This window comes from Parasedimentitalea psychrophila (assembly GCF_030285785.1).
Taxonomy (GTDB): domain Bacteria; phylum Pseudomonadota; class Alphaproteobacteria; order Rhodobacterales; family Rhodobacteraceae; genus Parasedimentitalea; species Parasedimentitalea psychrophila.
On record NZ_CP127247.1, the window covers coordinates 2,872,815 to 2,897,776 of the forward strand.

The 24,962-nt window shown below is 51.4% G+C and carries 23 protein-coding genes; 18 read left to right on the forward strand and 5 right to left on the reverse strand.

Going from position 1 to position 24,962, the window contains the following annotated elements:
• Positions 1-251: 251 nt before the first annotated feature.
• Both QPJ95_RS14000 and QPJ95_RS14005 read left to right on the forward strand, forming a co-directional pair.
• Positions 252-542, forward strand: a complete 291-nt coding sequence (locus QPJ95_RS14000; RefSeq protein WP_286018125.1) for an Arm DNA-binding domain-containing protein — start codon at positions 252-254, stop codon at positions 540-542.
• Between the two features lie 501 nt (positions 543-1,043).
• Positions 1,044-3,104, forward strand: a complete 2,061-nt coding sequence (locus tag QPJ95_RS14005; protein WP_270921061.1) for an alkyl/aryl-sulfatase — start codon at positions 1,044-1,046, stop codon at positions 3,102-3,104.
• A gap of 735 nt (positions 3,105-3,839) precedes the next feature.
• On the opposite strand, the gene QPJ95_RS14010 is transcribed toward QPJ95_RS14005, so the two are convergent.
• Positions 3,840-5,393, reverse strand: coding sequence for an FAD-dependent oxidoreductase (locus QPJ95_RS14010; RefSeq protein ID WP_270921062.1), 1,554 nt, complete (start codon positions 5,391-5,393; stop codon positions 3,840-3,842).
• Between the two features lie 654 nt (positions 5,394-6,047).
• Here QPJ95_RS14010 and QPJ95_RS14015 point away from each other — a divergent pair.
• The 5 genes from QPJ95_RS14015 (at position 6,048) to QPJ95_RS14035 (ending at position 13,673) form a co-directional block, all read left to right on the forward strand.
• The gene (locus QPJ95_RS14015) at positions 6,048-6,668 is read left to right on the forward strand and encodes a hypothetical protein (RefSeq protein ID WP_270921063.1); all 621 of its coding nucleotides are present in this window, start codon (positions 6,048-6,050) and stop codon (positions 6,666-6,668) included.
• 312 nt (positions 6,669-6,980) lie between these two features.
• Positions 6,981-7,172, forward strand: coding sequence for a hypothetical protein (locus tag QPJ95_RS14020; protein ID WP_270920770.1), 192 nt, complete (start codon positions 6,981-6,983; stop codon positions 7,170-7,172).
• Positions 7,169-8,197, forward strand: coding sequence for a site-specific integrase (locus QPJ95_RS14025; protein WP_286018126.1), 1,029 nt, complete (start codon positions 7,169-7,171; stop codon positions 8,195-8,197). Before QPJ95_RS14020 ends, QPJ95_RS14025 begins: the two co-directional genes overlap by 4 nt.
• A gap of 698 nt (positions 8,198-8,895) precedes the next feature.
• Positions 8,896-11,943 (forward strand): sensor histidine kinase, encoded by a 3,048-nt coding sequence (locus QPJ95_RS14030; protein ID WP_270920374.1) that lies wholly within the window; start codon positions 8,896-8,898, stop codon positions 11,941-11,943.
• A gap of 2 nt (positions 11,944-11,945) precedes the next feature.
• The gene (locus QPJ95_RS14035; RefSeq protein WP_270920375.1) at positions 11,946-13,673 is read left to right on the forward strand and encodes a response regulator receiver domain; all 1,728 of its coding nucleotides are present in this window, start codon (positions 11,946-11,948) and stop codon (positions 13,671-13,673) included.
• A 129-nt stretch (positions 13,674-13,802) separates the two neighbouring features.
• On the opposite strand, the gene QPJ95_RS14040 is transcribed toward QPJ95_RS14035, so the two are convergent.
• From QPJ95_RS14040 to QPJ95_RS14055, 4 genes are all read right to left on the reverse strand, one after another.
• A complete protein-coding gene (locus tag QPJ95_RS14040) occupies positions 13,803-14,900 on the reverse strand; it encodes a DNA cytosine methyltransferase (RefSeq protein ID WP_270920376.1) in 1,098 nt (365 codons plus the stop codon).
• Positions 14,901-15,157: 257 nt separating this feature from the next.
• A complete protein-coding gene (locus QPJ95_RS14045) occupies positions 15,158-16,138 on the reverse strand; it encodes a tyrosine-type recombinase/integrase (RefSeq protein ID WP_270920377.1) in 981 nt (326 codons plus the stop codon).
• Positions 16,139-16,452: 314 nt separating this feature from the next.
• On the reverse strand, positions 16,453-16,734 hold the full coding sequence (locus tag QPJ95_RS14050) for a hypothetical protein (RefSeq protein WP_270920378.1): 282 nt from the start codon (positions 16,732-16,734) through the stop codon (positions 16,453-16,455).
• A 226-nt stretch (positions 16,735-16,960) separates the two neighbouring features.
• On the reverse strand, positions 16,961-17,263 hold the full coding sequence (locus QPJ95_RS14055; protein ID WP_270920379.1) for an XRE family transcriptional regulator: 303 nt from the start codon (positions 17,261-17,263) through the stop codon (positions 16,961-16,963).
• Between the two features lie 87 nt (positions 17,264-17,350).
• Here QPJ95_RS14055 and QPJ95_RS24230 point away from each other — a divergent pair, with 87 nt between their 5' ends.
• From QPJ95_RS24230 to QPJ95_RS14105, 11 genes are all read left to right on the forward strand, one after another.
• Entirely contained in the window at positions 17,351-17,584 is a 234-nt protein-coding gene (locus QPJ95_RS24230; RefSeq protein WP_390923815.1) for a carph-isopro domain-containing protein, read from the forward strand.
• On the forward strand, positions 17,581-17,904 hold the full coding sequence (locus QPJ95_RS14060) for a hypothetical protein (RefSeq protein ID WP_270920380.1): 324 nt from the start codon (positions 17,581-17,583) through the stop codon (positions 17,902-17,904). Before QPJ95_RS24230 ends, QPJ95_RS14060 begins: the two co-directional genes overlap by 4 nt.
• Positions 17,901-18,776 carry a helix-turn-helix domain-containing protein gene (locus QPJ95_RS14065; protein ID WP_270920381.1) on the forward strand — a complete coding sequence of 292 codons (876 nt, stop codon included), beginning with the start codon at positions 17,901-17,903 and terminating at the stop codon, positions 18,774-18,776. Before QPJ95_RS14060 ends, QPJ95_RS14065 begins: the two co-directional genes overlap by 4 nt.
• Positions 18,773-19,057: a hypothetical protein gene (locus QPJ95_RS14070; RefSeq protein WP_270920382.1), complete on the forward strand. Its 285-nt coding sequence runs from the start codon at positions 18,773-18,775 to the stop codon at positions 19,055-19,057. Before QPJ95_RS14065 ends, QPJ95_RS14070 begins: the two co-directional genes overlap by 4 nt.
• Complete coding sequence (locus tag QPJ95_RS14075) at positions 19,054-20,040, forward strand: DUF1064 domain-containing protein (protein WP_270920383.1); 987 nt, start codon at positions 19,054-19,056, stop codon at positions 20,038-20,040. Before QPJ95_RS14070 ends, QPJ95_RS14075 begins: the two co-directional genes overlap by 4 nt.
• Positions 20,041-20,416: 376 nt before the next feature.
• Positions 20,417-21,067 carry a hypothetical protein gene (locus tag QPJ95_RS14080; protein ID WP_270920384.1) on the forward strand — a complete coding sequence of 217 codons (651 nt, stop codon included), beginning with the start codon at positions 20,417-20,419 and terminating at the stop codon, positions 21,065-21,067.
• Positions 21,068-21,322: 255 nt separating this feature from the next.
• Positions 21,323-22,330, forward strand: a complete 1,008-nt coding sequence (locus QPJ95_RS14085) for a hypothetical protein (protein WP_270920385.1) — start codon at positions 21,323-21,325, stop codon at positions 22,328-22,330.
• Positions 22,331-22,459: 129 nt separating this feature from the next.
• Positions 22,460-22,732 carry a hypothetical protein gene (locus tag QPJ95_RS14090; protein ID WP_270920386.1) on the forward strand — a complete coding sequence of 91 codons (273 nt, stop codon included), beginning with the start codon at positions 22,460-22,462 and terminating at the stop codon, positions 22,730-22,732.
• A gap of 745 nt (positions 22,733-23,477) precedes the next feature.
• Positions 23,478-23,819 (forward strand): hypothetical protein, encoded by a 342-nt coding sequence (locus QPJ95_RS14095; protein ID WP_270920387.1) that lies wholly within the window; start codon positions 23,478-23,480, stop codon positions 23,817-23,819.
• A gap of 10 nt (positions 23,820-23,829) precedes the next feature.
• Positions 23,830-24,564 carry a lysozyme gene (locus tag QPJ95_RS14100; protein WP_270920388.1) on the forward strand — a complete coding sequence of 245 codons (735 nt, stop codon included), beginning with the start codon at positions 23,830-23,832 and terminating at the stop codon, positions 24,562-24,564.
• A 5-nt stretch (positions 24,565-24,569) separates the two neighbouring features.
• Positions 24,570-24,941: a bacteriophage spanin2 family protein gene (locus QPJ95_RS14105; RefSeq protein WP_270920389.1), complete on the forward strand. Its 372-nt coding sequence runs from the start codon at positions 24,570-24,572 to the stop codon at positions 24,939-24,941.
• Positions 24,942-24,962 lie beyond the last annotated feature (21 nt).

Here is a 24,962-nt window from a genome sequence, read left to right on the forward strand (position 1 = left end):
CTTCTTGTACTTGCAGCGAACTTCCTCAAGCCGCCCCTAGTGCCGAAATGTGCATGGTGCAGCATTCAAACTACTGTCCCCGTCCATCATAGTCACGAACGGCCCTAAGCCGCCCCTTCATTTTGCGCCACTTTTGGGTTCGGTTTTGACCGCCCTTTCCAGAAGTGAAACGGTGAGCCTCTCAGATGCCCCCAGAATGGCTGAATTATCAATGTGGGTTGTTGCGCCTCGCCTGCCTTCAGGTGGCCTGAGTGGGCATTTCTGCCCCCCTACGCGGCCAATCGAGACACCACGACCAATCCGCAATCGAAAATGGCCCGGTGGCTTTTGGGCTGCGTGTGACGCCATCAAGAGCCCAGACCTATCAGGCACAATATCGCAAAGGTGGAAGAGCCCGGCGCGTGTCCACCGGGCGGCACGGCAAGATTACCGTGGACGAGGCCCGCAAACTCGCCAAGGAAGTCATGGGACATGTCGCCAGGAGCGAGAACCCTGCCGAGGATAGGATTGGTAAGGCACGAGCAAAGTACCGGCTGACGTGAGCCTGGTGAAAAAGGACGGAAAGCGGGCATTCGCTGCGTCCAGTATCAACGGCAGCTATGCGCAGTAAGTCACCTTTGCAAAGTCCAGGATGCGAAGCCGACTATGAGCCGCGACCGGCCCTTTGCGGACATCGACGCAGACAGCGGATTCCGCGTTGCAAGCGGTGAAAGTGGACACTGGTCACGGTCGCAATATACTGGGCCACTCTCTGAGGGCAGTGCCCTCAAGACGACCAGAGCCTATATGTTTGAAAATTGCTCCGCGATATGAGACACTAATTTCGTGCCGTTATTGGGGATCTGGTATGGCATCAAAATCGACATTTCCCCTCCCGTCTGCACTAATAACACGGCAGTATGTTTTTCCGGTCAAAGAAACATCAACTTGATCAAAACATGACACGAATTTGGTAATTTGACTTTTTAAATCTTCAGGCTACCTGAGTCAATTGATTTTGTTAAATTCAAAATCAAGATACTTTGTAAATTGGGGGAATTAATATGCCAATCAGTAAACCGCTCATTTCAATGACTGCGGCCATTTCTCTTGGATTTACATCTAGCATAGCCCTGGCGCAAGAAATCGAACATTTTCACCCAGACGGAAAACTGCCGTCAGAGCATACGCTAAAAGTATTTGAAGAGGCGCGCGCGAATTTACCTTTTTTTGATACGCAAGACTTCGAAGAGCAGGCAAAGGGGTTTATGGGGGCTCCCACGTCAATGATAATCATGGCCGATGCCGGTAACGTTGCCTGGGACAAAGAGAGATACCAGTTCTTGAGAGACGACGATAATATCAATAGCATACACCCATCAATGCTGCGTAACTCTCAACTTAATTTGAACTTCGGACTTTATGAAGTTATTCCGGGTATTTATCAGGTTCGAGGCTTTGATCTGGCAAATATTACTTTTGTAAGAGGTGAAACCGGCTGGATCGTGTTTGATCCACTGACCGCTGCGGAGACCGCGCGGGCAGCCAAGGAACTTCTTGATGAACATCTGGGGGATATACCTGTTGTCGCAGTGATCTACTCTCATTCCCATGGCGATCACTGGGGTGGTGTGCGCGGTATTGTTAATGAGGATGATGTAAATTCGGGCAAGGTGGAGATCATTGCCCCACGAGATTTCATGCAATACGCGATTTCCGAGAATATTTACGCCGGCAATGCTATGAATCGTCGGTTGTTCTATCAGTACGGTGTGTTGCTACCTGCCAACCCCTTTGGTCACGCTGGCCAGGGACTGGACTTGAATGTTGCTACGGGCAACACCGGACTAATTCCACCAACCCGCGTTATCGAAGACGGGGTTGAGGAGATTGAAGTTGACGGCATCAAGATGGTTTTCCAGAACACTCCAGGGACCGAAGCTCCATCGGAGATGAACACCTACATCCCGAGCATGAAGGCCTTGTGGATGGCTGAAAATGTAATGGGTCTAGTTCACAATATCTATACTCTACGCGGTGCCCAGGTTCGAGACTCACTGCGCTGGTCGAAATATATCAATGCAGCATTATATTCGTTCGGTGACCAGGCTGAGGTGATGTTCGCATCCCATCATTGGCCGCGGTGGGGCAATGATCGTATCCAGGAAGTTCTCAGGGACCAACGTGATATCTATGCCCACATGAACAATGTCGTTCTGCACAATGTAAACCAAGGTGTTACTATTAACGAGATACACAATGTTTACCAATCACCGGCCAGCCTTGACGACGGGTGGACGACCGGTTTTTATCACGGCTCCCGTCAAAATAACGTCCGCGGCATTGTTAACTTTTACATTGGTCACTGGGACAACAACCCGGCGACACTGATCCCACTATCTCCAGGTGACTCAGCGCCACTTTATGTTGAGATGATGGGGGGTGCCGAAAAAATTATGATAAAAGGAAGGGAACTTCACGATCAGGGTAAGTATCTGGAAGCTACCGAAATATTAGATAAGCTTGTTCATGCCGAGCCAGAAAATCAGGCTGGAAAGGACCTTTTAGCTGATGTCTATGAGCAGCTCGGTTACCAACAGGAAAACTCAGGACTGCGTAATGCTTTTCTGGCTGGCGCCTTCGAACTGCGCTCCGGTATTCCTGGAGGTGAATCACCTAAAACCAGTGGACCGGACGTGATCCGGGCGATGTCTACAGAATTATTCCTAGATTTTCTCGGCATTCGAATGGACAGTACAAAAACAGTCGGCATGAGTTTCAAAATAAATCTCGTTCTGCCCGACAACGGTGAGAAGTTCATTATCGAGCTCAGTAACGAAGCGTTGACCAATATCGAGGGCTATCAGGCAACTGATGCAGACCTGACAATTACCATCAATCGCAGCGATCTTGAACAGGTCATGATGGGCGCAAAATCTCTAAATGCTCAAATTGAAAATGGAACCGCAACAGCTGAGGGTGACTTGGAAGTTCTGAGTTTTCTTGCATCGACAATGGTCACTTTCGAGATCGGTTTTGAAATCTTGCCAGGCACCGCGACGCGGGTTCAAAATGAGAAATCAAACCCTTTCTCAATTGATGCTTTCGCCGACATTCCCGAGTAGGCAAAGTAATACTTGCACACAGGCAAAACCGGCTGTGTGCAAGTTATCCTCAGCATGACACGCCACAGAATTGGGTAACATATGGCTCGCGCAATCGTTCATGAAGAAATGAACCTGACGGTCAGGCTTGGGGCAATACATCCAATTCAGCACGAGCAATTTGACTTCCGCTTGGGTCAGATGCGGAAGTCACTGCGATTGTAGGCTAGTCAATTCGTGAAAAAAATCCATAACAGTAAAGGGTTATAATCGGACCGCTGTAGTGCCGAAGGGAAATGCGCGTTAGCCGCCCGTTGGAGGTTCGCTTTTGGAACTTGCCTATTCAAGTGCGCGATTGCAGCGAAGGACGGCTCTCCGCCCTTCCTGCTTCAGAAGCCCCCATGCTGCACTGCGCACCAATGTCGTAGAAGGGCTGGAACCGGCCATTAGACGCGATCACCACCAACGGCGACAATGCGCAGTTATCGACCTTTGCAAAGTCGGCCCCCAGGGCGCGCCGACATGTCGCGAACGGCCCATTCCGGCCTTTGGTGACAAGGGTCAACGCTGCAGCGCAGTGTCACCAGACTAGCCGTTCGTGCATCACGCGGCATTTTCATATGCCGGATGGCTGCAGAGCGGACAAAGTTGTCGTTCGGAAACATGGGATTTGGCGGCGTTCACATTTTCAAGTATCATTCTCAAATACATGCGCTGCCAGAATAAACGCACTGCCGTCGCACGCTGACAAGTGTTTTACACGGAATTTGGCCTGCGGCATGCTTTGGCCAAGTGAAGCTGATATGCACGCAGTTCCTCTTCAATCCGGGCTTCTGACCACCCCAGAAGTGGCGCTGCGACCTCGGCAATTGAACGCGCTTGACTGCCCCCCTGATCAGGCTCCCACCCCAAACCCAACCGTCGCATAAGAAGATCGGCCAGACTGATGGGCATCTCATCACGTACGCAACGCTCGATCTCAACCGCAGGTATGTTTGCTGTACCCCCTTGATCCGATATCATCTGAGCGCCTTGATAGTCTGGACGTTGCGGTGCGGCAGTGGGTGACAGTCGGCCTGTGATTTCTTTGACCAGTCGTCGCGCAACACGCCTGTGGGTCATTATTGGTCCGCCGGTTAACGTCAGAAGACCGGGCAATCCATCAGGCGCAAGATCATGAAGCTTGATTTCGCGACTTCCCAGCGGCTCTTCCGGATCGCTGGTCAATGGATTGACGCCCGCCCAAGAATACAAAATATCATCTCGAGATATTGCCAGTTTAGGCAAGCAGCGGTTGGTTTCAGCAATCATCCAATCGATTTCCTGATCGGAGGCGGAAACTCCGGCGATATCGCCCGTGAACGGTGTCCGCGTCAATCCAATGTAGTGAACGCCGCGAAAGGGCAGGCAGTAGAGCGGCTCGCCCAGGCTGTTATAGGTGAACACACCCCAATCGTTGAATTCCTCTGGAAGGCGTAATGCAATGTGAATGCCTTTCATTCCGGTGCATTTTGGGGCCGCATTGGAACCGGTTTTGTGGATGAGATCATCGACCCAGGCTCCGGCGAGGTTAAGGACGAGATCGGCAGTCACACTGGCGGAGCCGGAGTTCCCTTGGGTGTCCCCGTGGGTCGATTGCAGAGTCAGATGCCAGCCGGCTGCTCCCTGGTCCCGCTGCCTCAGGTCCACGACCCGCGTGTAGTTTCGAACGATCGCGCCCATCCGGCGTGCGTCGAAAACTGCGTCCAGCGCAATGCGCTCTGGCCAATCAAAGATATACTCTCGAAAGACCGCGACACTGCGCAGCTTGTCTGGATCGCGCAGCCAGGGGCTAATCGGAACTTCGTTTTGGTTTTTCGGGCTGTACCTCCGATAGTCCAGCGGCACGCCTCTTGGGCTCGTCATTCGCAAGGCTGCAAACGCCGCATCCATTTGCCACGGCGTATACTGATCGTCGTTATAGATTGGCACGCAGAAATTGATCGGTTTTACCCGGTCAGGAATTGTCCGTACAATTTCGTCTCTCGCCAACATATCGTCACGTACGGTCTTTATCGACTTGGCCAGACGATCAGGACGCAGCAGAGAGTGCCAAAAGTTGGTTCCCGTTGCCAAGTGTCGCAATCCACAATGGAGCAAGCGACTAGATCGGCTGGTTGCCCCGTTGGCAAAGTCACCCTGATCCACCACCAGCACACGATATCCGGCTGCGCTGAGATGTTGCGCGGCACTGGCACCGTTTATCCCAGCGCCAATAATGGCAACATCCACATGCATCTGATCAAGTCTTGATAGGTTGAGAGCCGGCAATTCAGAACCTCTTGTCACGATTGAAGTCACCGCCACACTATTTTGTTAGCCCGAAAACACAACGAGTTATGCATCCTCCTGTTGATCCTCCCGGCCTCATTGGCCGTTGGGCCTCTGAATTTTTGTTATACGGCTCACGATGACCAACAACGGTAGAAAGGGCTTTTTACGGTCATGCGGCGGTGCTAAGCGAAACCCAGTTTCAGGGTCGCCTGAACGTCGGCTTCCAATGTCTCGGCAGGGTTGGTTCGCACTTGCAGAGAAAGTCCGGTGTCCGCCCTTCCTGCTCCAGACGTCCCCCGTGCTGCACTGGGCACCAATGTCTTAGAAGGGCTGGCTGCTGCCGTTAGACGTGCTTAGCACGAACGACCACAGTGGGCCTTCGCGCAAGTGGGTCACCAAAACCGAAAGCCTGCGCAGAAGACCTTTGGCGCGTGTCCTAGGTGAAGGGGCGCAGCCATGACGTGAGAGCGACGGTTGCTGCGTTTGGCGGCCGTAACAATCGGTCGAAGTGATACAGCATTCTCTTACGCACTGCGACCGGACGTGCTTGCCGCCATGAGCGTCTGCTTACATCGCTCGAGTGCCTGGTGTTTCATTGGATATTCAGTTTGACTTTTTGTTTTAAAAAACATAAAGCCAAGCAAGGCAAAAATGGATGGTGAAATTATGGCGTCAATATCCGAGCTGAACGAGGTGGTCTCAGGGGCGTTGAATGAAGATTACTCGACAGTTGCGCAGTATAGCAGAAGGCTGATTGATGCTGGGTTTCTTCCCAAGAGCAAGGGGAGGGCAATCGCTGACGCGCGTGTTGGTGATGTCATAAAGCTCTTAGTTGCAGTGGGAGCACGGCCAAAGTTAGCAGATACGGCACGTATTGTTGAGGAATACCTTAGCCTGACAAGGGATGGCGTTCCTGAAACGGCGCCAGAAAAATTAAGAGAAACAACGTTCGAACGCATGCTTTATACGTTGCTGATGGTGATTGCCCCGCATGGAAAGCTGAAACCAGAATTCGAAAATCGCCGCCATCGTGAGCGCAAGCTTACTTATGAGATAAATCTGACTTGGCCAGAAATCTTAGTGTACGAAAACGGACACATTGTCGAAGCATTCAAGAACGAAGGTTTGCCCGGTCATTGGAATGGTGATCACAAGCGAACATTTTCGTTTTCGGCCAATTTATTTGACAAGTTCGATGACTTTAATTTTCAGATTGAGGAGCTTTTTTGGGAGACGTTTCCAGATGAGCCAGACTTGAGTCTGATCAAATAACACAATCAAAATGGGTGTTGAGATTGGAGCCCCACCGTGTGGTGGCGTGATCTCAGCGACGTGTCCAACCGGCCAGCGCGGGAATGTGTTTGGCGACCAACCCGCGCGGGCCTTCCACCTCAACTCCTGATGAGAGGAACTAAGATGCTTCCTAATAACCTGCGAGACCTAAAAGAGTCACGCGGCAAGAATATTGCCGAAATGAATACCATCCATGGCAAGGCCGATGGGGATAGTCGCGACCTGTCGGGCGAAGAACGTGTTTTTCTCCCCTCAGTATGACCGTGTCGGACCAGCAGGTGGGCAGTAAAAATGGCTAACTTTAGCCCTCAGACTATGGCCAGAAATACCGTGATCGCTCTCCTTCGGGAGGCGCGCGAAGCTGGTTGGGTCCGGGCGAAATTCGAAATCAAGCCTGACGGCAGCGTGACTGTCGATGCAGGTATGACGACCCTAGAGGGTGGTGACGATTTTCTGGCGAGTGATTTGAGGATGGGTAAATGACCAAAAAAGGCTTTCCCAAGTACGTCTACGCTGATCGGGGCTATGTCCGGTTTATCCGCCGGTCGCGTGGGCAGTCCGTGATGATAAAAGAGGAATTTGGCACTCTCGAATTCTGGGACCATTACAATCGACTGTTGAAAGGCCGCGAGCCAATATCGTCCAAGCGCAACTTTGAAGCGCTGGCGCTGAGCTACTTTGAGAGTGACGCGTACAAAAAGCTCAAGCCGCGCACCAAATCTGATTACCGGAAATACATTGAACACATCCGCAAAATCTGGGGCAAAAAAGACCCCCGGAAGGTCGAAACGCAACATATTTATGAGCTGCACCGTGCGAATGCTGACCACTGGCGGCAGGCGAACTATCTGGTTCAAGTCATGGTGATCCTGATGAACCACGCCCGCTTGATCGGCTTTCTCAAAAAAGAACACGGAAACCCGGCGAAGGGGATTCCACTTTTCAAACAGAAAAGTGAGGGCTGGGAGCCTTGGCCTGATGATGTGCGGCAAGAGTTCGAGGCGGTGGCGTCGCCCCGCGCACGGCTGGTCTACGAGTTGTGCATCGGCACAGGACAGCGGATTGGCGACGTGGTGGCTATCCGTTGGGATCACATAAAAGACGGCGCCTATGACTTCACCCAGGGCAAAACTGACAAGCCCATGTGGATCCCGCTTACCGACCGGCTCAAGGCCTATTTGGGCACCGTCTCCAAAGAGGGCCTGACGATCATTACCGGCAAACATGGCCGCCCGGTGCAGTATCGGACTGTCGCCGAGGAAATGCGCAAGATCAAATCGAAGATGAAGCATCCGGACGCTGCAACATTCGTCACGCACGGGCTGCGCAAGAACGCAACTATCGAGCTTTATCAGTCAGGTTGCGACGATGAGATGGTGAAAGCCGTCACAGGGCATTCTGGCGTTGAGATGCTGAAGAAATATGGGGGAGCGATTAGGCAACGTGAACTGGCGACGCGTGCACAAGAGGCGCGAAATCGCATGGAACGGAACAAGACCAGAACGTGAAAGTTTCAACGCTTGTTTCAAAATTCAGGTAGTAGGAGTGAGGTCATGACGCAAGTCATTGAAAAGATTGGAGGCGAGTACGAGAATCGAACTCGTGTACACGGATTTGCAATCCGTAGCCAAGTGGTTGATTTTTAATCAGTATGTGTTGCGGTTTAGGAAGGATAAAGCGGGAACTAAGGAAGAAAGTTGCGAGGCGGCTATTCACTCAAATCGGCTCAGCTAAGCTAGTCGAACCGCCGCCCTGCAAGGAAAGTGTTATGCGACTTCTGCCTTGCAAATCGGTGAGTTGTTTTCAAAGGTCTATGCTAATTGGCAAGTTGCTTGGTCAGCCTAGGCACACTGATCCGGCGCGCTTCATTAGAGCTTAGTAGTCAGGTCCTTGTCATGGTGTCGTTAGGATATGACAGGTTGTGATTGCACAACATGCTATCCGGTTGTAAGTATAAAGAAATTCAACTCAGGATCCCCTCTAAACCAACAAGAGGGAGTTACACTCGCTGACAGGCGGTGGTGATGCGAATAACAATACTGGAGTGTTTTAGGAATTTGTCTGAAACTTTGACGGCTAGAGACCCAAAGTTAAGCGGTGGATCGTCTTATATTGAACTCGTTTCTGCCGATGTTGGCAGACAGGCGTTCTAGGGAATGAACAACCAACCATTTATCGGTTGGGAGAATGCGGTGGAAATCTTCGAGTGATTGAAAATAGACCTTTTGCGACACGTGCACGGACAGTAGATCATCTGGGTCGTGAACAAATCGCCGACGTGCCAACCGCGGTCTCTGAGCTGTGGAAGAATTCATATGATGCGTATGCCTCCAATGTAACAATGACATTGTTCCAGGATGAGCCGTTGATGGTGTCACTTCTTGACAATGGGCAGGGCATGACCAAAGCGGATATTTTGGAGAAGTGGCTTGTCATAGGCACAGAATCTAAAGTGGATTCTGATGGTAGCACCCACAAACCTCTTTTTGGGTTAGAGTACAGGCCAAAACAGGGCCAAAAGGGGATTGGGCGCCTTTCGTCCGCCCATGTCGGGCCGCTTTTGTTCATGGTATCAAAGTCATACGCAAGCTCTGAATATGTCGCTCTACTGATAGATTGGCGAGTTTTTCAAAATCCCTATTTAATTTTGTCGGACATCAACACGCCAATTCTGACTGCCCAGGATTTGGATGAAGTTTTTGAACAGTTACCGGATTTGGCTGATGCGCTGAAAGATAACATCGCTCCTAAAGATAAGACAAATGATGACGATAGCGTAAAGGCGAAGAAAGCTCGAATTCGAGAGGCATGGAAGCTCTATGATGAGCTCGAAGTCTCGGCAGACCATCAGACCAAAACTACTACTAGTGATGGTCAGAAAAATGAAATCCCAAGTCAGAGTCCCTCAGAGAAAATTTTAAAAGCAATTGCGAACAGCAAGTTTTCCCAGAGTTTTCTTGAACGCTGGGAGGTAGCTGAGGGTACATCCGACCATGGTACTGCACTGCTAATTAGTGACACGAATGAGGTTCTAGAAGCATTGCTGCGCGGTAGTGAAGACGAGGACAGACAAAGTTTCGTCCGTACACTTATTGGTTTCGTCGATCCATTTGAAAAGAGAGACGACCCAGCCTCAGATGTGGTCGACACGATGAGTCCACGTCTGGAACTTGATTATTCTGTTGACGTAGTCAAAGGCGCAGATAAAGAAAATGTAATTTCGTCTCGCTCTGAATTTTCGAGAAGCATCACCGACACTCTTGAGCATGTCATTGATGGTAGGGTCGATATTAACGGGGTATTCATTGGGACGGTTAAAAGTCTCGGTAATTGGGTGAACGATGGGAGGCCAATTACTATTGAGCCACCCGATGATTTTAAGCCGCCGAAGGGGCCAACAACACAGTTAGGTGCCTTTGATTTCTACGCCGCGACGATGGAGCAAAAACGCTTAAATACCACTCATACGGACTCCGAATTTTCGTACATTGATGATGGAAAATTTAACGTTTATAATGGGCTGCGGGTCTATCGAAATGGATTGCGTGTCATGCCTTATGGGAGACCTGACACAGATTTTTTCGAAATTGAAAAACGTAGGAGTATGAGGGCAGGGACTGAGTTTTGGAATGAACGTAGGATGTTCGGGCGAGTTGGAATTTCTCAACTGTCAAATCCAAATCTACGTGACAAGGCCGGGCGCGAAGGTTTCATCGTGAATACTGCTTCACGGTCTTTGAAGAGATTAGTTGTAAATATACTTATGGTCTCGGCGCGGCGTTTCTTTGGTTCGTATTCAGAAATACGGAAAACGGAAATGCCAGAAATCAATAAGAAGAATAGAGAAGAGAAGGCGCAAGAAGCTGCCCGCGAGGTTGCCGCAAAAAACAGGCGACAATTCCGTAAGAATTTGAAAGAACAGAACAAGATTTTGCCAACGAAAATCTCAGAAATGCGATCACGCATGAGTGATTTTGTAATCCGAGCGGCGAGTGACATTCCGAAAGGACAAGAGCTTGTTGAGGAGGGGCGGCAGATCATTGTTGCTGCAAGCGTGCCGGGAAAACCAAGAGATCTTAAGAGCCTTGAAGATGAATACGCACTGTACCGCAGCCATATATCCTCGGTTAATGAAGTGGTGTCAGATTTTTCAACGGAACTAGACAAGCGGATAAATGAAATTGATCCGCCTGAACCCTGGGAAATTCTCGATAAACAACTGAAACGTCAGCAGGGCCGACTTTCGTCACGTGTCACTAAATGGTCTCGTACCATTAAAAATCTTCAGGACGGCGAAGGTTCCCGGGTCGGTGATTTGATCAGTGAGCGGAACAAATTGATGTTCCGCGACGGCAGTATAATCGTGGAGCAAGTGCGCGAAAATAGAATGAGCTTGGTTGATGCTTCAAAGGCGATGACAAGTCTTTGGCAATCCATAGACGCCGAGAATGAAGATATTTTCGAGAATTATATCTTTGCCCTTGAAAGCTTAACGGAGAGCATTGATCTGCAAACAATCGCTCTAGTAGGCGAGGAAGAAAATGCTGAGCTTCGCTCGGAGGTAGATCGATTGAACTCACTTGCTCAGCTTGGCATTGCCGTGGAGATCCTCGGTCACGAACTGAAGGCCTATGACAACATGATTGGCCGGGGATTAGATGCTCTTCCTGTCGGTTTACGAAAAGATGAGCGGGTTGGAGGCCAGATTGAAATGGGCTACCACGGTTTGACGCAGCAGCTACAATTTTTAGCTCCCCTTCAGCTATCTGGAGAGAAGCTTCAGAGGCGAATATCTGGTGTGGAAATTTTCGACTATCTCGGCAAGTTTTTTGGGCCGATACTCGATCGTCTTGGAGTCGAATTTGAAGCATCAGATGCTTTCAAGGAATTTTCGGTTTATGGGCAACCTGCCAGATTGTTTCCGGTGTTCATTAACCTCGTGAATAACAGTCAATATTGGGTTTCTCATGGTGGAGGGCCCGAGAAAAAAATTCACCTTGGTGTGGCTGGTGGACGGGTGATCGTTTCGGACAGCGGGCCTGGCGTTAACGAAGATGACGTGCGCTATCTCTTCACTCTTTTCTTCACCAGAAAATCTTCGGGAGGCCGGGGGATTGGCCTCTACCTTTGTAGAGCCAACCTAGCGGCCAGTTTTCATGAGATTGCATATGTTATTAAGCAGGATGAAAAGATTCTGCCTGGTGCCAATTTTGCGATTAAATTCAAAAATGCCGATTTTTCGGGGAATAATTAACTATGGAATACAAAGACCTTATCGATGAAGTTTTTATCGCACCGGTTCGCTCCGCAACCATCATTGATGATGGGTATCCGACTATTGATAATCTTGTAACAGGAGCAGTACTTCGGGATCCAAGCAGTGACCGTTTTACTGGTGAGGGGACGGACGAGTTCGAGAACCCTACCGAAGTGGCAAGGCGTCTAAAAGAGCTCCGAGGTAAAGCGCTGGTCGTAGACGTCCGAAATGATGTTTCCGACCCAGACAATGGAGCTGGGTATCATCATTCTGATTTAGTTGTTCTCGATTATCAGTTGGATGGATCCCTTGGAGACGGCTCAAAATCTAAAGCGATTGCTCGTCAGCTTTTGGCCAAGAACGATCATTTCAATCTTGTTATCCTTCATACCCAGGCAGTAATTGAAAGAGTCTTTCAAGATGTTCTTCTTTCACTTTTAAGTCGTGTTGAAAATCGGCATCAAAGCCTTGTCGAGGCGGGTGAAGATTTGGCGGCCGAGAAAGGTGTAGAAGTAGAGGAGATATTTGGAGTAGAGCAATATCTTCTGTTGCGAAGCCTGGGTTTAGATGAGTTTCGTCGAGTACTTCGTGATGAAGAAATACGCAAAGGGACTGACGCTCTTATTGGTTTTCATGAAGTTATTGAGAACAAAAACTTAAATCCTACACATATTATTCAGTTACTAGCTGCCTGCGTTGATGATTTTGAGAGAAAGCAAAACATTAGCAATGAGGCCATTGTTGGCTTGAGCTGGTCTAAAGACAGCGTACTTTGGATCAAATCTGACAGAGGGTTTATTGCTTTTTCTTCGAAGGCAAATGATCCATCGCTCTGGGAAGTCCTGAAGCGGGCTTTGGACGATTGGTCACCCAGCCCTTCTAGGCTAATTTCCGGAAAAATCCGCAACATTTTGCACCAGCAAGGCTCACAGATAGAGGGCCTCTTGCTCGAGGATTCGCACGTTGGCGCGCTATTTTATAAGCGGTTTATTGAAGAGAGTGATGATGATGCTAGGTCTTCTTTGATTTCAAGTGAAGTAGGGCGCCAAATCGAATTCTACCGAGGGAATTGCGAAGGGGAGATAATAGATTTTTCTGGCAAGTTGGTAGAGTCAGAGAAGGGAGGAATTAGGCATTCGGCTAAGTATGCAGTGGATCTGAGTGACGGCGACGAATTGATGTCTGCGCATGACAAACTGAATGCACATGTTTCGTGTAAGATAGCGAATGGTACCCACCTAACCACGGGACATATCTTGACTGCCAACAACGAAGTCTGGGTTGTAGTTTCGCCATCTTGCGATCTTGTCCCCGGCCAGAAGGTAAGTAAAGCAAAGGGCTATTTACAGTTTGCAGCAGCCAAATTAGAGCCGCTAAGCGACATTTCCGAATGTCGGGCTGAATCCCACACTGGAAACTTCTTGTTCCTGCCTGACAATGGAAAAATCAAAGCTTATGGGATTTACCCCTCCGCAGGCAGAGGAGGGGCTGGAGATCGCCATTTAGTCTATTCCTACTGGCTTGCTTCTAACAGCGGATGTTATAGCTCAGAGAGCACTATTAAGGCCTACAGAGAGAGCATAGTGGGTGATAACCAGCTTGGGTTCCAGGAATTTACCTTTACTCGGCATGCTGTCCAGTTGCGTTACGAGTATGCTCTGAACTTGCTGTCAAAAGTCGGGACGCATGCATCTCGGGTTGGACTTGATTTTTTGAGCCCTAAGTAACTGTGAGGATCGGACAAAGGCACCTAAGCTACTTTCGATGACAGCGTGCCGAGTGGTGTATGAGTGCCGCTAATACTGAGAGCGGGTCGCTCGGATCACTTCAAGCCGCAACAGGGTCATTAGAAAATGCTAGGAATCCGAAAGCGATTTCATGATTTCAACAGCGTGGCGCTTAATGAACTCGGGTGGTAGAGCGTTCCCGATCATCAGCGCCACTTTGTCTCTTCCTTTCGACAAGTCAAACTTGTAGTCGGCCGGAAATGATTGAAAAAGTGCAGCCTCACGTAAGCTAATAGCTCGGTCTTCTTCAGGATGAAGATACCTTCCTTTGGAAGGGTTTCCACATCCGCCAGTCATCGTTGGTGAGACATTGTCCCAGGACATTCGCCCATAAACATCCCGAAATCCACCTTTCCGTTTCTTGTGGCATTCCAGCACTAAATGGTCGGGAAGAGCGGTTCTGGAACCGCCATCTTTAGGGATGTGGCGAATGATGTCTTTTACGTGGTCAGAGCGCTTCGGGATATGGTCGTGCAGTGGATCATCTGCACTGCCAACTGGAGCCAAGTTCGCAGCTTCTAGGCATTGTCGAACAGTAACGGGGTCACTTTTTTCCGCTTCCTTTACCTGGCCTTCTTTTAAGGCCAGCAAGATCATGCGATACCTGCGCTGAGGAACCCCATAATTTGAAGCATCTTCAACGCGTATGTTCTTTCGGCTAACTCGGTAGCCCAAGGTAGAGATGCGCTTGAGAAACGCCTTCATGCGCCGGTCACCTGCTAAGGCGGGAACATTTTCCATCATCAGCGCGCGAGGTGAAAGAGCTTCAACTATCCGCAGAAACTCAAAAAGTAGATCGTTTCGGTCGTCGTCCACAGCGCGAGCCTTTTTACGCGTGCGAAGAGTTGAAAAGCCCTGGCAAGGTGGGCATCCCGCCAAAAGATCTAGTTCACCTCTTTTTAGGTTAATAATTTTAAGAAGTTCGACGGCTCCTACACGCCGAATATCTTTGTTAATACAAGCGACATCCGGGTGATTCAAGTTGAACGTATTAGCCGGAATTTTTTCAATTTCAACTCCAGCTAGTACTTCGAAGCCAGCGTCTTTTAAGCCCTGTGTCAGGCCGCCTGCACCACTAAAGAGATCAACCGCAGTTAGTTGTTTTGCGCTCGGCTTATCGTTCAGCCCAGAGTTAGCATTTGCTTTTGAATGATGAGTTTTGGGCAAAACTGATAAAGCCTTGAATTTATTGTTATTTTATCTTCCCCAACCTTACGTGGAGGAACGAACTTTCTCAAGAAGATTTTTCGCTCTCAGTCAAGGTCACGGTCGATGAGTTGTAGTGTAGAATTGCTGATGCAGTTGGTAGCGGCCTCTTAGCTACTAAATGTGCTTGCTCTATGTGGGGAGAACTCATGGTCGAAAGGGTGCTTTGCGTAGCCTGATACTAAGGGGAGGGATGACTTTCGGGTGAAGGAATAGGGCTATTTTCTGAGTTTCTGCGCCTCCCTGGCCCTTGTTACTTGCCGGGCAGATCCAGCGTAACGCGCTACCATGGCCCGTGTTTGGTGGCCGGTCACAGACATGATCAGTTCATCAGAGCACCCGAGCGAAGCAAGTTCGGCGGCGGCAGCATATCGAAGACCGTGCAGGTCGTAGGTTTCCGCTCCAATCTGTTTTCGAACATTCATGACCAGCTCGTGGGCGCTGCGATAGCTTGAAGGCTTTCCACGCCCCCAGGCGCAAATTGTAGGTCCGACTTTAGGTGTCTCGGAGATTAGCATTCTCAGCGGCGCGGTGAAGGGCACCCAAAGCACCGTTCCAGTCTTTCCTTGGGTTACGTTGATGCCGTCACCGGAAATGTCGCTCCAGCGCATTTTGAGCACATCCCCGATGCGCTGACCTGTCCCAAGGCACAGTTCGAAAATTAACAACGCCCGCCCGCTGGCGTGTTCTCTGAATGCGTCGATCTTTTCAGGTGGCCACGGTTGCCGAGCTGGAGTTTCGGATTTCAGTAGCGATACGCCCTTGGCCGGATTGTCATCACGCCAGCCAATATCGATGGCATGTTCCAATAGGATACGCACCACTTGGACGATGTAGTTGGCAAACCGGACGGTTTCAGCGTTGGCGTCACGGGCCCGGATCAAATCCTTGCGGCGCATTTTGTCGACTGGCAGTGGACCGAGTTTCTTTCGTACCCATGCCAGCACCTTGTCGTAGTCCCTTGCAGTGCGAGGGGCTAAGTTCCGGTATCGCTGACTTCGCTCATAGCTCGTCACCAGCGACGAGAAGGTCTTTCCCGACGGTGGGGCAGGCTGCGCACCATTCAGCAGTGCTGCGTACTCCAAGGCAAACTCTTTGCTGCCGGGTCGTGCGGCAATGCGTGCTGACTTGTAGCCTCTGCGCTGGAAGTACAGGATGCCATACTTGTCATAGACGTGTGCTGGAAGGTTTCGCCTCATCGTTTCATATCTACCAGGTCAAAGGGATCTTGTACGGGCTGCGCAGTAGCTGGAGTGATTAAAACACTTCCGTCAGGTTCTATTCGCACGGAAAATCCTTGTGCTGCCCATTCCGTTACGGCGCGTCTCAGGTCAGCTGGTTTAAATACCGGTCGCTCACCCATCGATCGCTCTCCTTTGTCTGTTGTTGGGTTGTGTTTTCTGGGGCGCGGCTGGTTCACGTGAGTGGCGGCTGAGCCGCGCCCCTGCAGCAGCGGAGTTCTTGCTACTGGTGTCAGTGAAAGTGATATTACTGGGCAGCATCGTCAAAGTCTTCAAGCGGCTGGCGGCAAATTGGATCGGCGGGCTTGGATGAGTTCACGGGTCTTATCCGCGACGCGTTGCATGCACTTTTCGATCTCAGTTGGTTCAGAGGCGGGCAGGGGACGGTCAATCAGGTGGGCTGCGTGCAGACGACTGGTGTCGATGCTCTGGCCGCGGGCGGCCTTTAGCGCGGCCCAAGCCGTCGTGAATTGACTTGGATCGTCAATGTATTTTTCTGGCTGCAGGGCGATTTTGCGGGCCAAATGAATGTTCTGTGTTTGTTGAGCAGACATCTAATTCTCCATCGGTTGATGGTGGATGTCTAGTCCGAAAAAAATGGATCGGCAATAGTAAAGTTCAAAAATATCGGATTAATGAGATTGCAGGTCTTGCCGCGGGACGTCCAAAATGAGAACAAAAGTAGAACATATAAGAATCGAGTAGTTATGGTGATAAGGTTGGCAGCCCGTTTGCGGCGGGCTGGTTTTGATTTGAATTGGGTGTTTGACCCGCTTGGGGCTATGCGCTTTGCAGTGCAGAGAAAAGCTTGTCCTGGACATTCTGAGGGAGCTGAGCAAAGTCCCCGTGTAAAATAAAATTAAAGTCGATGCGGTGTTGTCGATAATAGTAGCGCATTGTTTTTATACCTGGCGCCCCGCGGCTTTCCTGCGAGTGGAACGTTGTTTTCTTTAGCCCTAGCTCTTTTGCGACTTCGAGTTGCTGCATGCCAATCGAAACCCTTGCCGCAAGTAGGCGGGTTCGGATGGCTTCTGGGCTTACATCGCCAGTGAGTGCGCGCCGTTCTTTTTCTTCAATGTCCATGAAACCTGCCTAACGTAAATCCGAATAAAGTGAACTTTCTGATTGTTGGATCTTGATAGTTCAAATATTTCGGACTATCGGTTTTGCATGACCACTCGAAATTTGATCCAAACGCTGGGCGGTTACCGTGCCGTAGCCACGCGTCTTAACAAAAAACCGACCACCGTGCACACGCACATGCAGGAGGGGACAATCCCTGCTTCCTGGTATGACGCGCTGTGCCGGATGGCCCGGGAAAAGGGAATAGAAGAGCCTCCGCGCTCGATGTTCTCTTTTCTCCAAGTAGCGCCAGACGGAGAAAAGGGGAGGGACGCAGCATGAGCCGTCCCCGCCTGACCCTGGTTGTGAACAATGAAAAACCATGTCCGCAGAATACCGCGGGCGCTGGGCAAAGATCTTGGTCAAATCAGTTTGACCCCTATGAGTTGAAAGCAAGCGCACCCGACCTTTGGTCCGCGTATTTCCACGCTCGTTTCCACAGTCCACGCGAAGTGGCGCTGTATTGCGACGTGAGCTTTCAAACAGCGCTGAACTGGTGGGGAGCGGTAACCTCACCAGCCAGCCACATTGCCTTGCTGGTGATCCTCACTGATCCGGATGCACCTGCGTTTTTTGAGCAAGCGAGGGAGAGGGCGGCATGAGTATTGAACTCTACTCGCTGATCAGGCGCCGGTCTGTTGGCTCGCCGACGAAGAAGTCGATCCTGCTGTATATGGCTGACGCCGCCAGCGACGACGGGTCCGGCATCTGGGTCAGCAAAGGCAACATGGCCGCCGATCTTGAGATGAAGAGCAAACGCACCGTGCAGACGCATGTCTCAGAGCTGGTGGCGGCAGGGATTGTCTTTGAGGTTGGGCAGAGAAAGTGCAGAAATGGCTTCACTGTTGAGTACCGGATCGACTTGGGAGCAGTCCTGTCACTCCCTTCGACCCGTGCAGGAAATGCACCCGTCCCACAACATATAGCGGGTGCAGGAAATGCACCCGTGCAGGAGATGCACCCGACAGGTGCAGGAAATGCACCCCTACCGGTGCAGGAGATGCACCCAAACCATCCTTTTAACCATTATAGAACCTTATGTCCGGCTGACGCCGACCACACACAAGACTTGGATTTTGATTTTCAGGAATTCATTTCGAAGTTCTCGAGTGCCTACCCACGAATGGGCGATGCAGAAAAAACCGAGGATGAGCTGCGCACCGCGCTGGGCGAGGGGGCTGACCCGCAGGAGATGCTGGCAGGGGCCAAGGCCTATGCGGTTGAGCAGGAAGGCAACAAGCCCCGGTACATCCTCTATTCCGAAAACTGGCTGAAACAGAAACGCTGGCGCCAGCTTGTCACGAAACCCAAAGAGCCAGTGGATCCAAAAAAGATCCTCAAGGCTCGGGCCAAGACCATCCTGGAAGGCAAGACCTTCATCTGCCGACACATCACCGCAGCCTCTGCAGGCGAATGCATCACGGCTCAGCTGGTGACCGTCGAACAATGCCGGACAGCAGGGATCAACCTATGACTTCCCCCCATTCAGATCCTGAACGAAATGGCATCGTGTTTGGTGATGCCGTGGTGACCATTGATCCGGTCGCAGGCGACTGCGTTCTGACGGCTCCCGTGAAAGGAATAATCACCACCTCGATGAGGCGTATCCATTTTCATAGCCTCGACGAGATATGTGGGGCTCATCAAGCGCAGGCAACACGAGCCAAGACTGATCCAGTAGCACGAGACATCGCGGCTGCCTTGAAATTCGCAGGCAACAAAATCAGAGCATACGAGCAGAGGAAAAGAAAATGACAGAGCGCATGACAGCTGCCGAGTTCAATCGGGCACAGCAAAGGACACCCAAGGAGGACCGGCGCCGTGTGAGAGGCACCAAACGCACTGTCGTCGATGGCGTGAGCTTTGACAGCAAAACAGAAGCCCAGCGCTGGCATGAGTTGCTGGTGTTGCAGGAGGTGGGTGACATCTGCGGTCTGCGCCGCCAGGTCGACATAGATCTAGAGGGCCGTGATGGCCCCATCATGACGGACAGCGGTCGCCAGCAGCGGGTTTACCGTGCGGACTTTGTTTATGTCGATAATGCGCTGGGCGTCATGGTCATTGAGGATCGTAAAGGTCACGAGACCGAAGTGTTCAAAATGAAGAAAGCCATCCTGGCAGCTCAAGGGATGGAGATCTTGATCACGCGAGCGAAGGGCCGAGCTATGGGTGTTGAGCAAGAGCAGCGGGCAGAAATTAAGCAACTTCGCACCCTCCTAGACATCGCCCAGCGCGCTGGGCGGTTAGCAGTAAAGAGAGAGGCCCCCAAGGCACTGGCCTTGCAGCTCACTTTGCCAGATGTGGTGCATTACCCACTGGCCGAGTTTGCTGAGGGCAGAGGGGGCAGAGCGCCCTTGCCAGGGAGTGTCGAGGATATCGCTGAAATCATTGGTCGCGGCAACGCTGTGCGGCTCATGGAGGGGACACGGGCGAGCGGCAAGCGCCGATGGCGGCGTCAGCTCTATATCCCGGCTGAAATGCCTGAGGATCATCGGATTGTCTCAATGATCGGCCTAGAGGCAGCTATGCGTCTGAGTTTCAGCCATGGCAATTTGATTACTGAGCTGCCCAGTTGCCACGCCTTACGTAAAGCGTATCTGGCTGATCATGCGCTGCGTCTGAATGATGGAGGCGCACAGCTTTCCGACATTGCAAGCGAGCTGGGTATAGAGCAGAAGACTGCCAAGGGGCTGCTGGATGCCGCCGACTACTGGCGAGCTAGGGTGTGTAACACTTGAAACCCGCCAGAGATGAAAAAGCGGTCTTTTCGGGGCTTTCACTTACAATGTCGGCTAACAGTATCTTTCACGCCTTGGTGCGCGATGCTGCATTCCCCTATTAGGGGCGGGAACCGGACGTTTGCCGCAGTCAGCTTCAGCGGCAGTTATACGCAAAAAGCGCCCTTTGCAAAACAGGCCGCTTTGAACCCTCACCGCCAATTTTCTGCAATGCGGCTAAAGTTGACTTCAATGGAAATGCCAAAAATGTGACAAAACTGGCAAAGGTCTTGCCAAGGGTTTGTGTCCAAGCATTTCCTAGAGTCAAGGCATACTCTTGACAGACTCTGTCTGTCAGACTATCTGCGCAGATAGAAGTTTATCGGAAGGTGTGATCATGACCCTGAAAATGACCGCGACTAGCGTGCTTGAGATCAAGCCTGGTATCTGGGCATTCGACATGCCGCCTCACCAAGTCCGACATTTTGGGAATGCAGGCCATGCCATAGGTCCGCAAAGCGTTCTGTTGTTTCGTTCGTATGACTATGACGCCGATAACCAGCACCTGCATTTTGATCTTGAAGACGTATCGCCAATCAATGTTGGGACGACCTCCAAAACAATAGGGATAGCGATAGGTCCATGCGAGAAGGGCGCGGATGAAGTCACAAGCCTAGATGCCCCCCATCAGATGTCCTTTAGTCCTGGTGATCGAGAATTTCTCCGACTCGCAAAATCAGAACTTTCGGAGACAACTGCGCAAGTGGCTGAGCAACTGCTCACAGGGGTTCGGCGAAAATCGCCTGGTGAATTGAAGCGTGGCAAGTCCCGCAACTTCAGCGAAACCCCAGACAACTTCTGGTATGTCATTGTCCAGCCGCGCATCGACGAAATTTCCATTACGGTTCGTGGTGCGGTCGATCACTTTGAACCAGTTGCGCGCCTCGAAATCAAAGACGACCGTGGTAACACGCGCTTCAAAGTAAAGAAAAAGGACGATCTGCCTGCTGCTTTACAGATTATCTTCCATGCGGTTCGCAAGGGCTGATTTGTTCGAGGCTGCGTTAGAAGAACGGCCGGCGGATTTGGTTTCTGCTCAATTTTTTGGACCACTAAAAGTCAAAATTCATACGTTTGCGTCACCGGCCAAACGGCCATTTTGGCTCTTAAATTATGACGGAGGGTTGTTGTCCCAAACTGCTAGCCACTAAGCTGGGGATAGTGGGGCGTAGGCAACACAGAAATGCTCTGTTCAGAACGGTATAAATTTCGAAATTGAGAACACTACCAATGGGATGAGGCCATGAAAACGAAAACAAAGCTCACGGTGCTTCGAACCGTCTACCCCCCTATATCTTCTTCGTTTGCATCGGCTCTCAAAAATGACAAAGAGGTCGAGAGACAGCTGCGGCTCAGCGACTTCTACATGATTGGAGCCCGTCCTGAGGCGCGCTTGCGCAACTTCGAAATGACTGAAAGCGGCGAGACGCTAAAATTCGACTTCATGATCCGTGAGCGTCCAGCTGTGCCAGTCATGATTAAGCCTCACGAGTTGCCTGGCGTTGCTTCCCATGCGGGAGAAGGCTTCCTCCTAGAAATAGATAGTGCCGGAGCTGGCTTTAGGTTTTGGAGCGACAAGCCGCACGCACCCGGCTCTGAGGTTCTCGAATGGTTCTCGACGGAATCTTTGCTTTGGAATGCCGTGCGCGGTCGTTCCGGCATCTATGGTCTCGAAAACAGCCGAGCGCTGTCGACATTCGACCTGCTCTACATCGGTATCGCCAAGAAGGGGGACAGTTTTGACCGGCTCATCAAAAAAGGACATGAAAAACGGATGGAGATCCTGTCGAGTGAATATCCGCTCACGCCTGGAGCGCGAGTGTCGGATGAAGTCACGCTTTTCCTATTCACGGCAGACCCGCTGATCATGACGACAATCAGCGACGCAGATGACGTAGATGACGAGCTCTTAACCGGAACCTACGATGGCAAGCGCATCGTGGCTGACGCGGAGAAGGCATTTGTGCGGTTGCTCGAACCACAATATAATAAGGTGATATTCAAGAAATATCCGAAGGGCACCGATGGTCTCTATGGACAGGGTTTCGCGCGTTACGTCTATGTGATCGGCGAGGAGATGGCATTCGTCACGCCCAATGGGACAATCTGCGGAGGAGTCGATGTTTCAGGTCTGCCCACCAACGCGGCCGATGCAATCTTAGTCGAGGGTGAGGATGTTCGGCTGTTGAAGGCGGGCATGCATTTTCCGGCAGGTGATCCCGCCGGAATTGCGGATGCGACGGGTGCCTGACAATGATGGACCTGGTCATTGCTTAAAACTTGCAATCGGTTGCGGTTGAGGCTCCCATTTCGATGGATGTGGTGCTGAAGAGCACGTACCGTCGGACCTGCACTGATCACAACTTGAGGTTTTTTACATATGGTTTACGTTATTATCGGGATTTCGAGCAAAAACGGAACAATTCATCGTCTTACACCGATGAAAGAACGTGGCGAGTACCAACTCACGGCACCACATCTTACTGCGGATGAACGGAAGCGTGAGGTCAATTATACGTGGGTAGCAGACATTGAGGACGCGGTTCGCCTTATCGAAACTGAAGGTTACTATGCGCGAATGTACAATGTTGAAAACACTCAAGCACCAGATATAATTTCAAATGAGTTTATTAAGGTCTTCCGCTTGCCCTGAGCTAGTTGAGTGGTGGCGAGAAGGCGAGGTTGCAAACTCTTGGCTTCCGAATGATGCAAAACTCTCGTATTCACCAACAGATCGTCTTAACTTGGGTGTGGGTTTAGTCCGTGCAACTGTGAGTGTTCAGACGCTAGCACCACCAGATCACCGTCAAAACGGTCCTCGCGGATCGCGCCAGACAAACCGCCCACGCTGTTTTGATGAACTGAAGATGCGCCTCTTCTGCATTCTAGAGCATGGTGATGTGGGCGTAGGCAATAGATTCAGTGAGCCGTCGTTTACACGCTATAGCTAACTGACAGGATGCAAGCTCGGTGCTGTGGTGACAATCAAAGGGTCAACATCACTCGCGGGTTTAGTGTCACCGGAAGCCGACCCGAAGCCGTATATGGTGAGGCTGATCTTCCCAGCCAGCCTTGCTGCTTGCAGTATTTATCTTCCGTCTCGGTGAAATAGAGCCAGTAATTTTGGATGTGCAACGCCCCTATGAACTCCCCGACCTTGAACAGGCTGACATTGGAACCGCGGCAATTGTGCTTGGCGTCTGGCGTGTATCCGCACCATTCCGAATTGATGACCACGGCGTGGGCCGAGCGCAGCGAGTGAGGCCCGGCACTCAATGAATATGCGGAGTTGACCTTAGAAAAACCGCCAGAGGCAAACAACTTCTAATAAGCCCATGATGTCTGCAACTCTATGGTCGCGCGAGCGCTTCCAGATTGCGAACAAGGGGTGCCGTTGCATGTCGCAACCATTTATTAACAAGAATATTTCTCTAGGCACGATTTTGAGTCTGATCACTATTCTTGCTTCTCTGGCGTTTGCCTGGGGCCAATTCAACACCCGCATGGAAGTCACCGAGGCGAAGCTTGACCGTCTCGACGGGCAGGTTGTGGCGCTGGATGATTTCGAGCGTCTTGAGCGCCAGTTAGAAGACCTCGGCCCGCGTCTGCGCCAGGTCGAACAACGGATCAGCGCCCAAGACGCCACCTTAGACCGCATTCTCGAAACACTGGTGGACATCCGCGCGCGGCTCGACCGCCGGTCATTGCCGTTGCCCAACTATTACCTAGAAAACCAATAGGAGATGCCGCATGAAACTCATTAAAGACTGGAAACAGGTGCTGTCGGGGGCCTGGTCGGTGCGCCTCATGATGATTGCCGCGATTGTCTCGGCGTTAGGCGTATTTCTTAGCATTGTGTCCTCTGACCTGCTGGGGTGGAACCCGATTTGGTTTGCGGTCGTGGCGTCGGTGTTCAATGTGCTGGCAATCCCGGCGCGGGTTATCATGCAGGAAGGCATCAGATCATTTCAGAGCTTTCGCAACGATGAATGTGGGGCCGTTGGGCGACGCGGTGCAATAGCGGGGGCAAGTGCCGCTGTGGTGATGGCTTTGGCCACGCCATTCATTGCCCAGTGGGAAGGGGTTCGGCTTGAGGCCTACAAGGATATTGTTGGCGTCGAGACAATTTGCTTTGGCGACACGCAGGGGGTCCGGCTAGGCGACACGGCCACCATGGATGAATGTGTGGCGCGACTGCAGGATGACGTTGAGAGCTTTTATGCGGATATCGCGGGCTGTATGACAAACCCGGATATCCCAGCGGGGGTGCAGGCCTCTATGCTGGAACTGGCATATAACGTCGGTTCGCCAAATGTTTGCCGGTCTACCATGATGCGCAAGGCCAATGCGGGCGACTACATTGGTGCTTGTAACGAGCTTCGTAGGTGGGTGAACGCAGGCGGTCAACGTATCCGAGGGCTGACCAATCGCCGCGCAGACAGCAAGCAATCGCTGTGTTTGCATAACGTGTCTGTGCCCAGTTGATGCGCATGCTGCCTGGCCTCTTTCTCTGCCTGATCCTGGCTGCTTGCGGCACTGCTGTTGGCAAGCTGGCTGGGGTCATGGGGGGCGGGCCGAACGTGGCCGCGAACCTGCAGGCTGGGCGCACCAATGCTCAGACAGTTGGCACCGCCGCCTTCACGGATCAGCGGGTCAGCCGATCACAGGCCCGCTCGATTGAGCAAAGCTCAGGCCGCACTGGGGTGCGCAGTGAGAGCGTGCAGAGCGTTGTGGTGAATGAGGGCCCAAAGCCTTGGCTACTGCTCCTCAGCCTTCTGGGCTGGCTGCTGCCAACGCCTATGCAGATCGGCAGGGCGGCAGCATCAGGTGTTGGTCGCTTGTATTCGCGGGTCCTTCCCTAGGGGGATGCTGTGAGGGTGTTC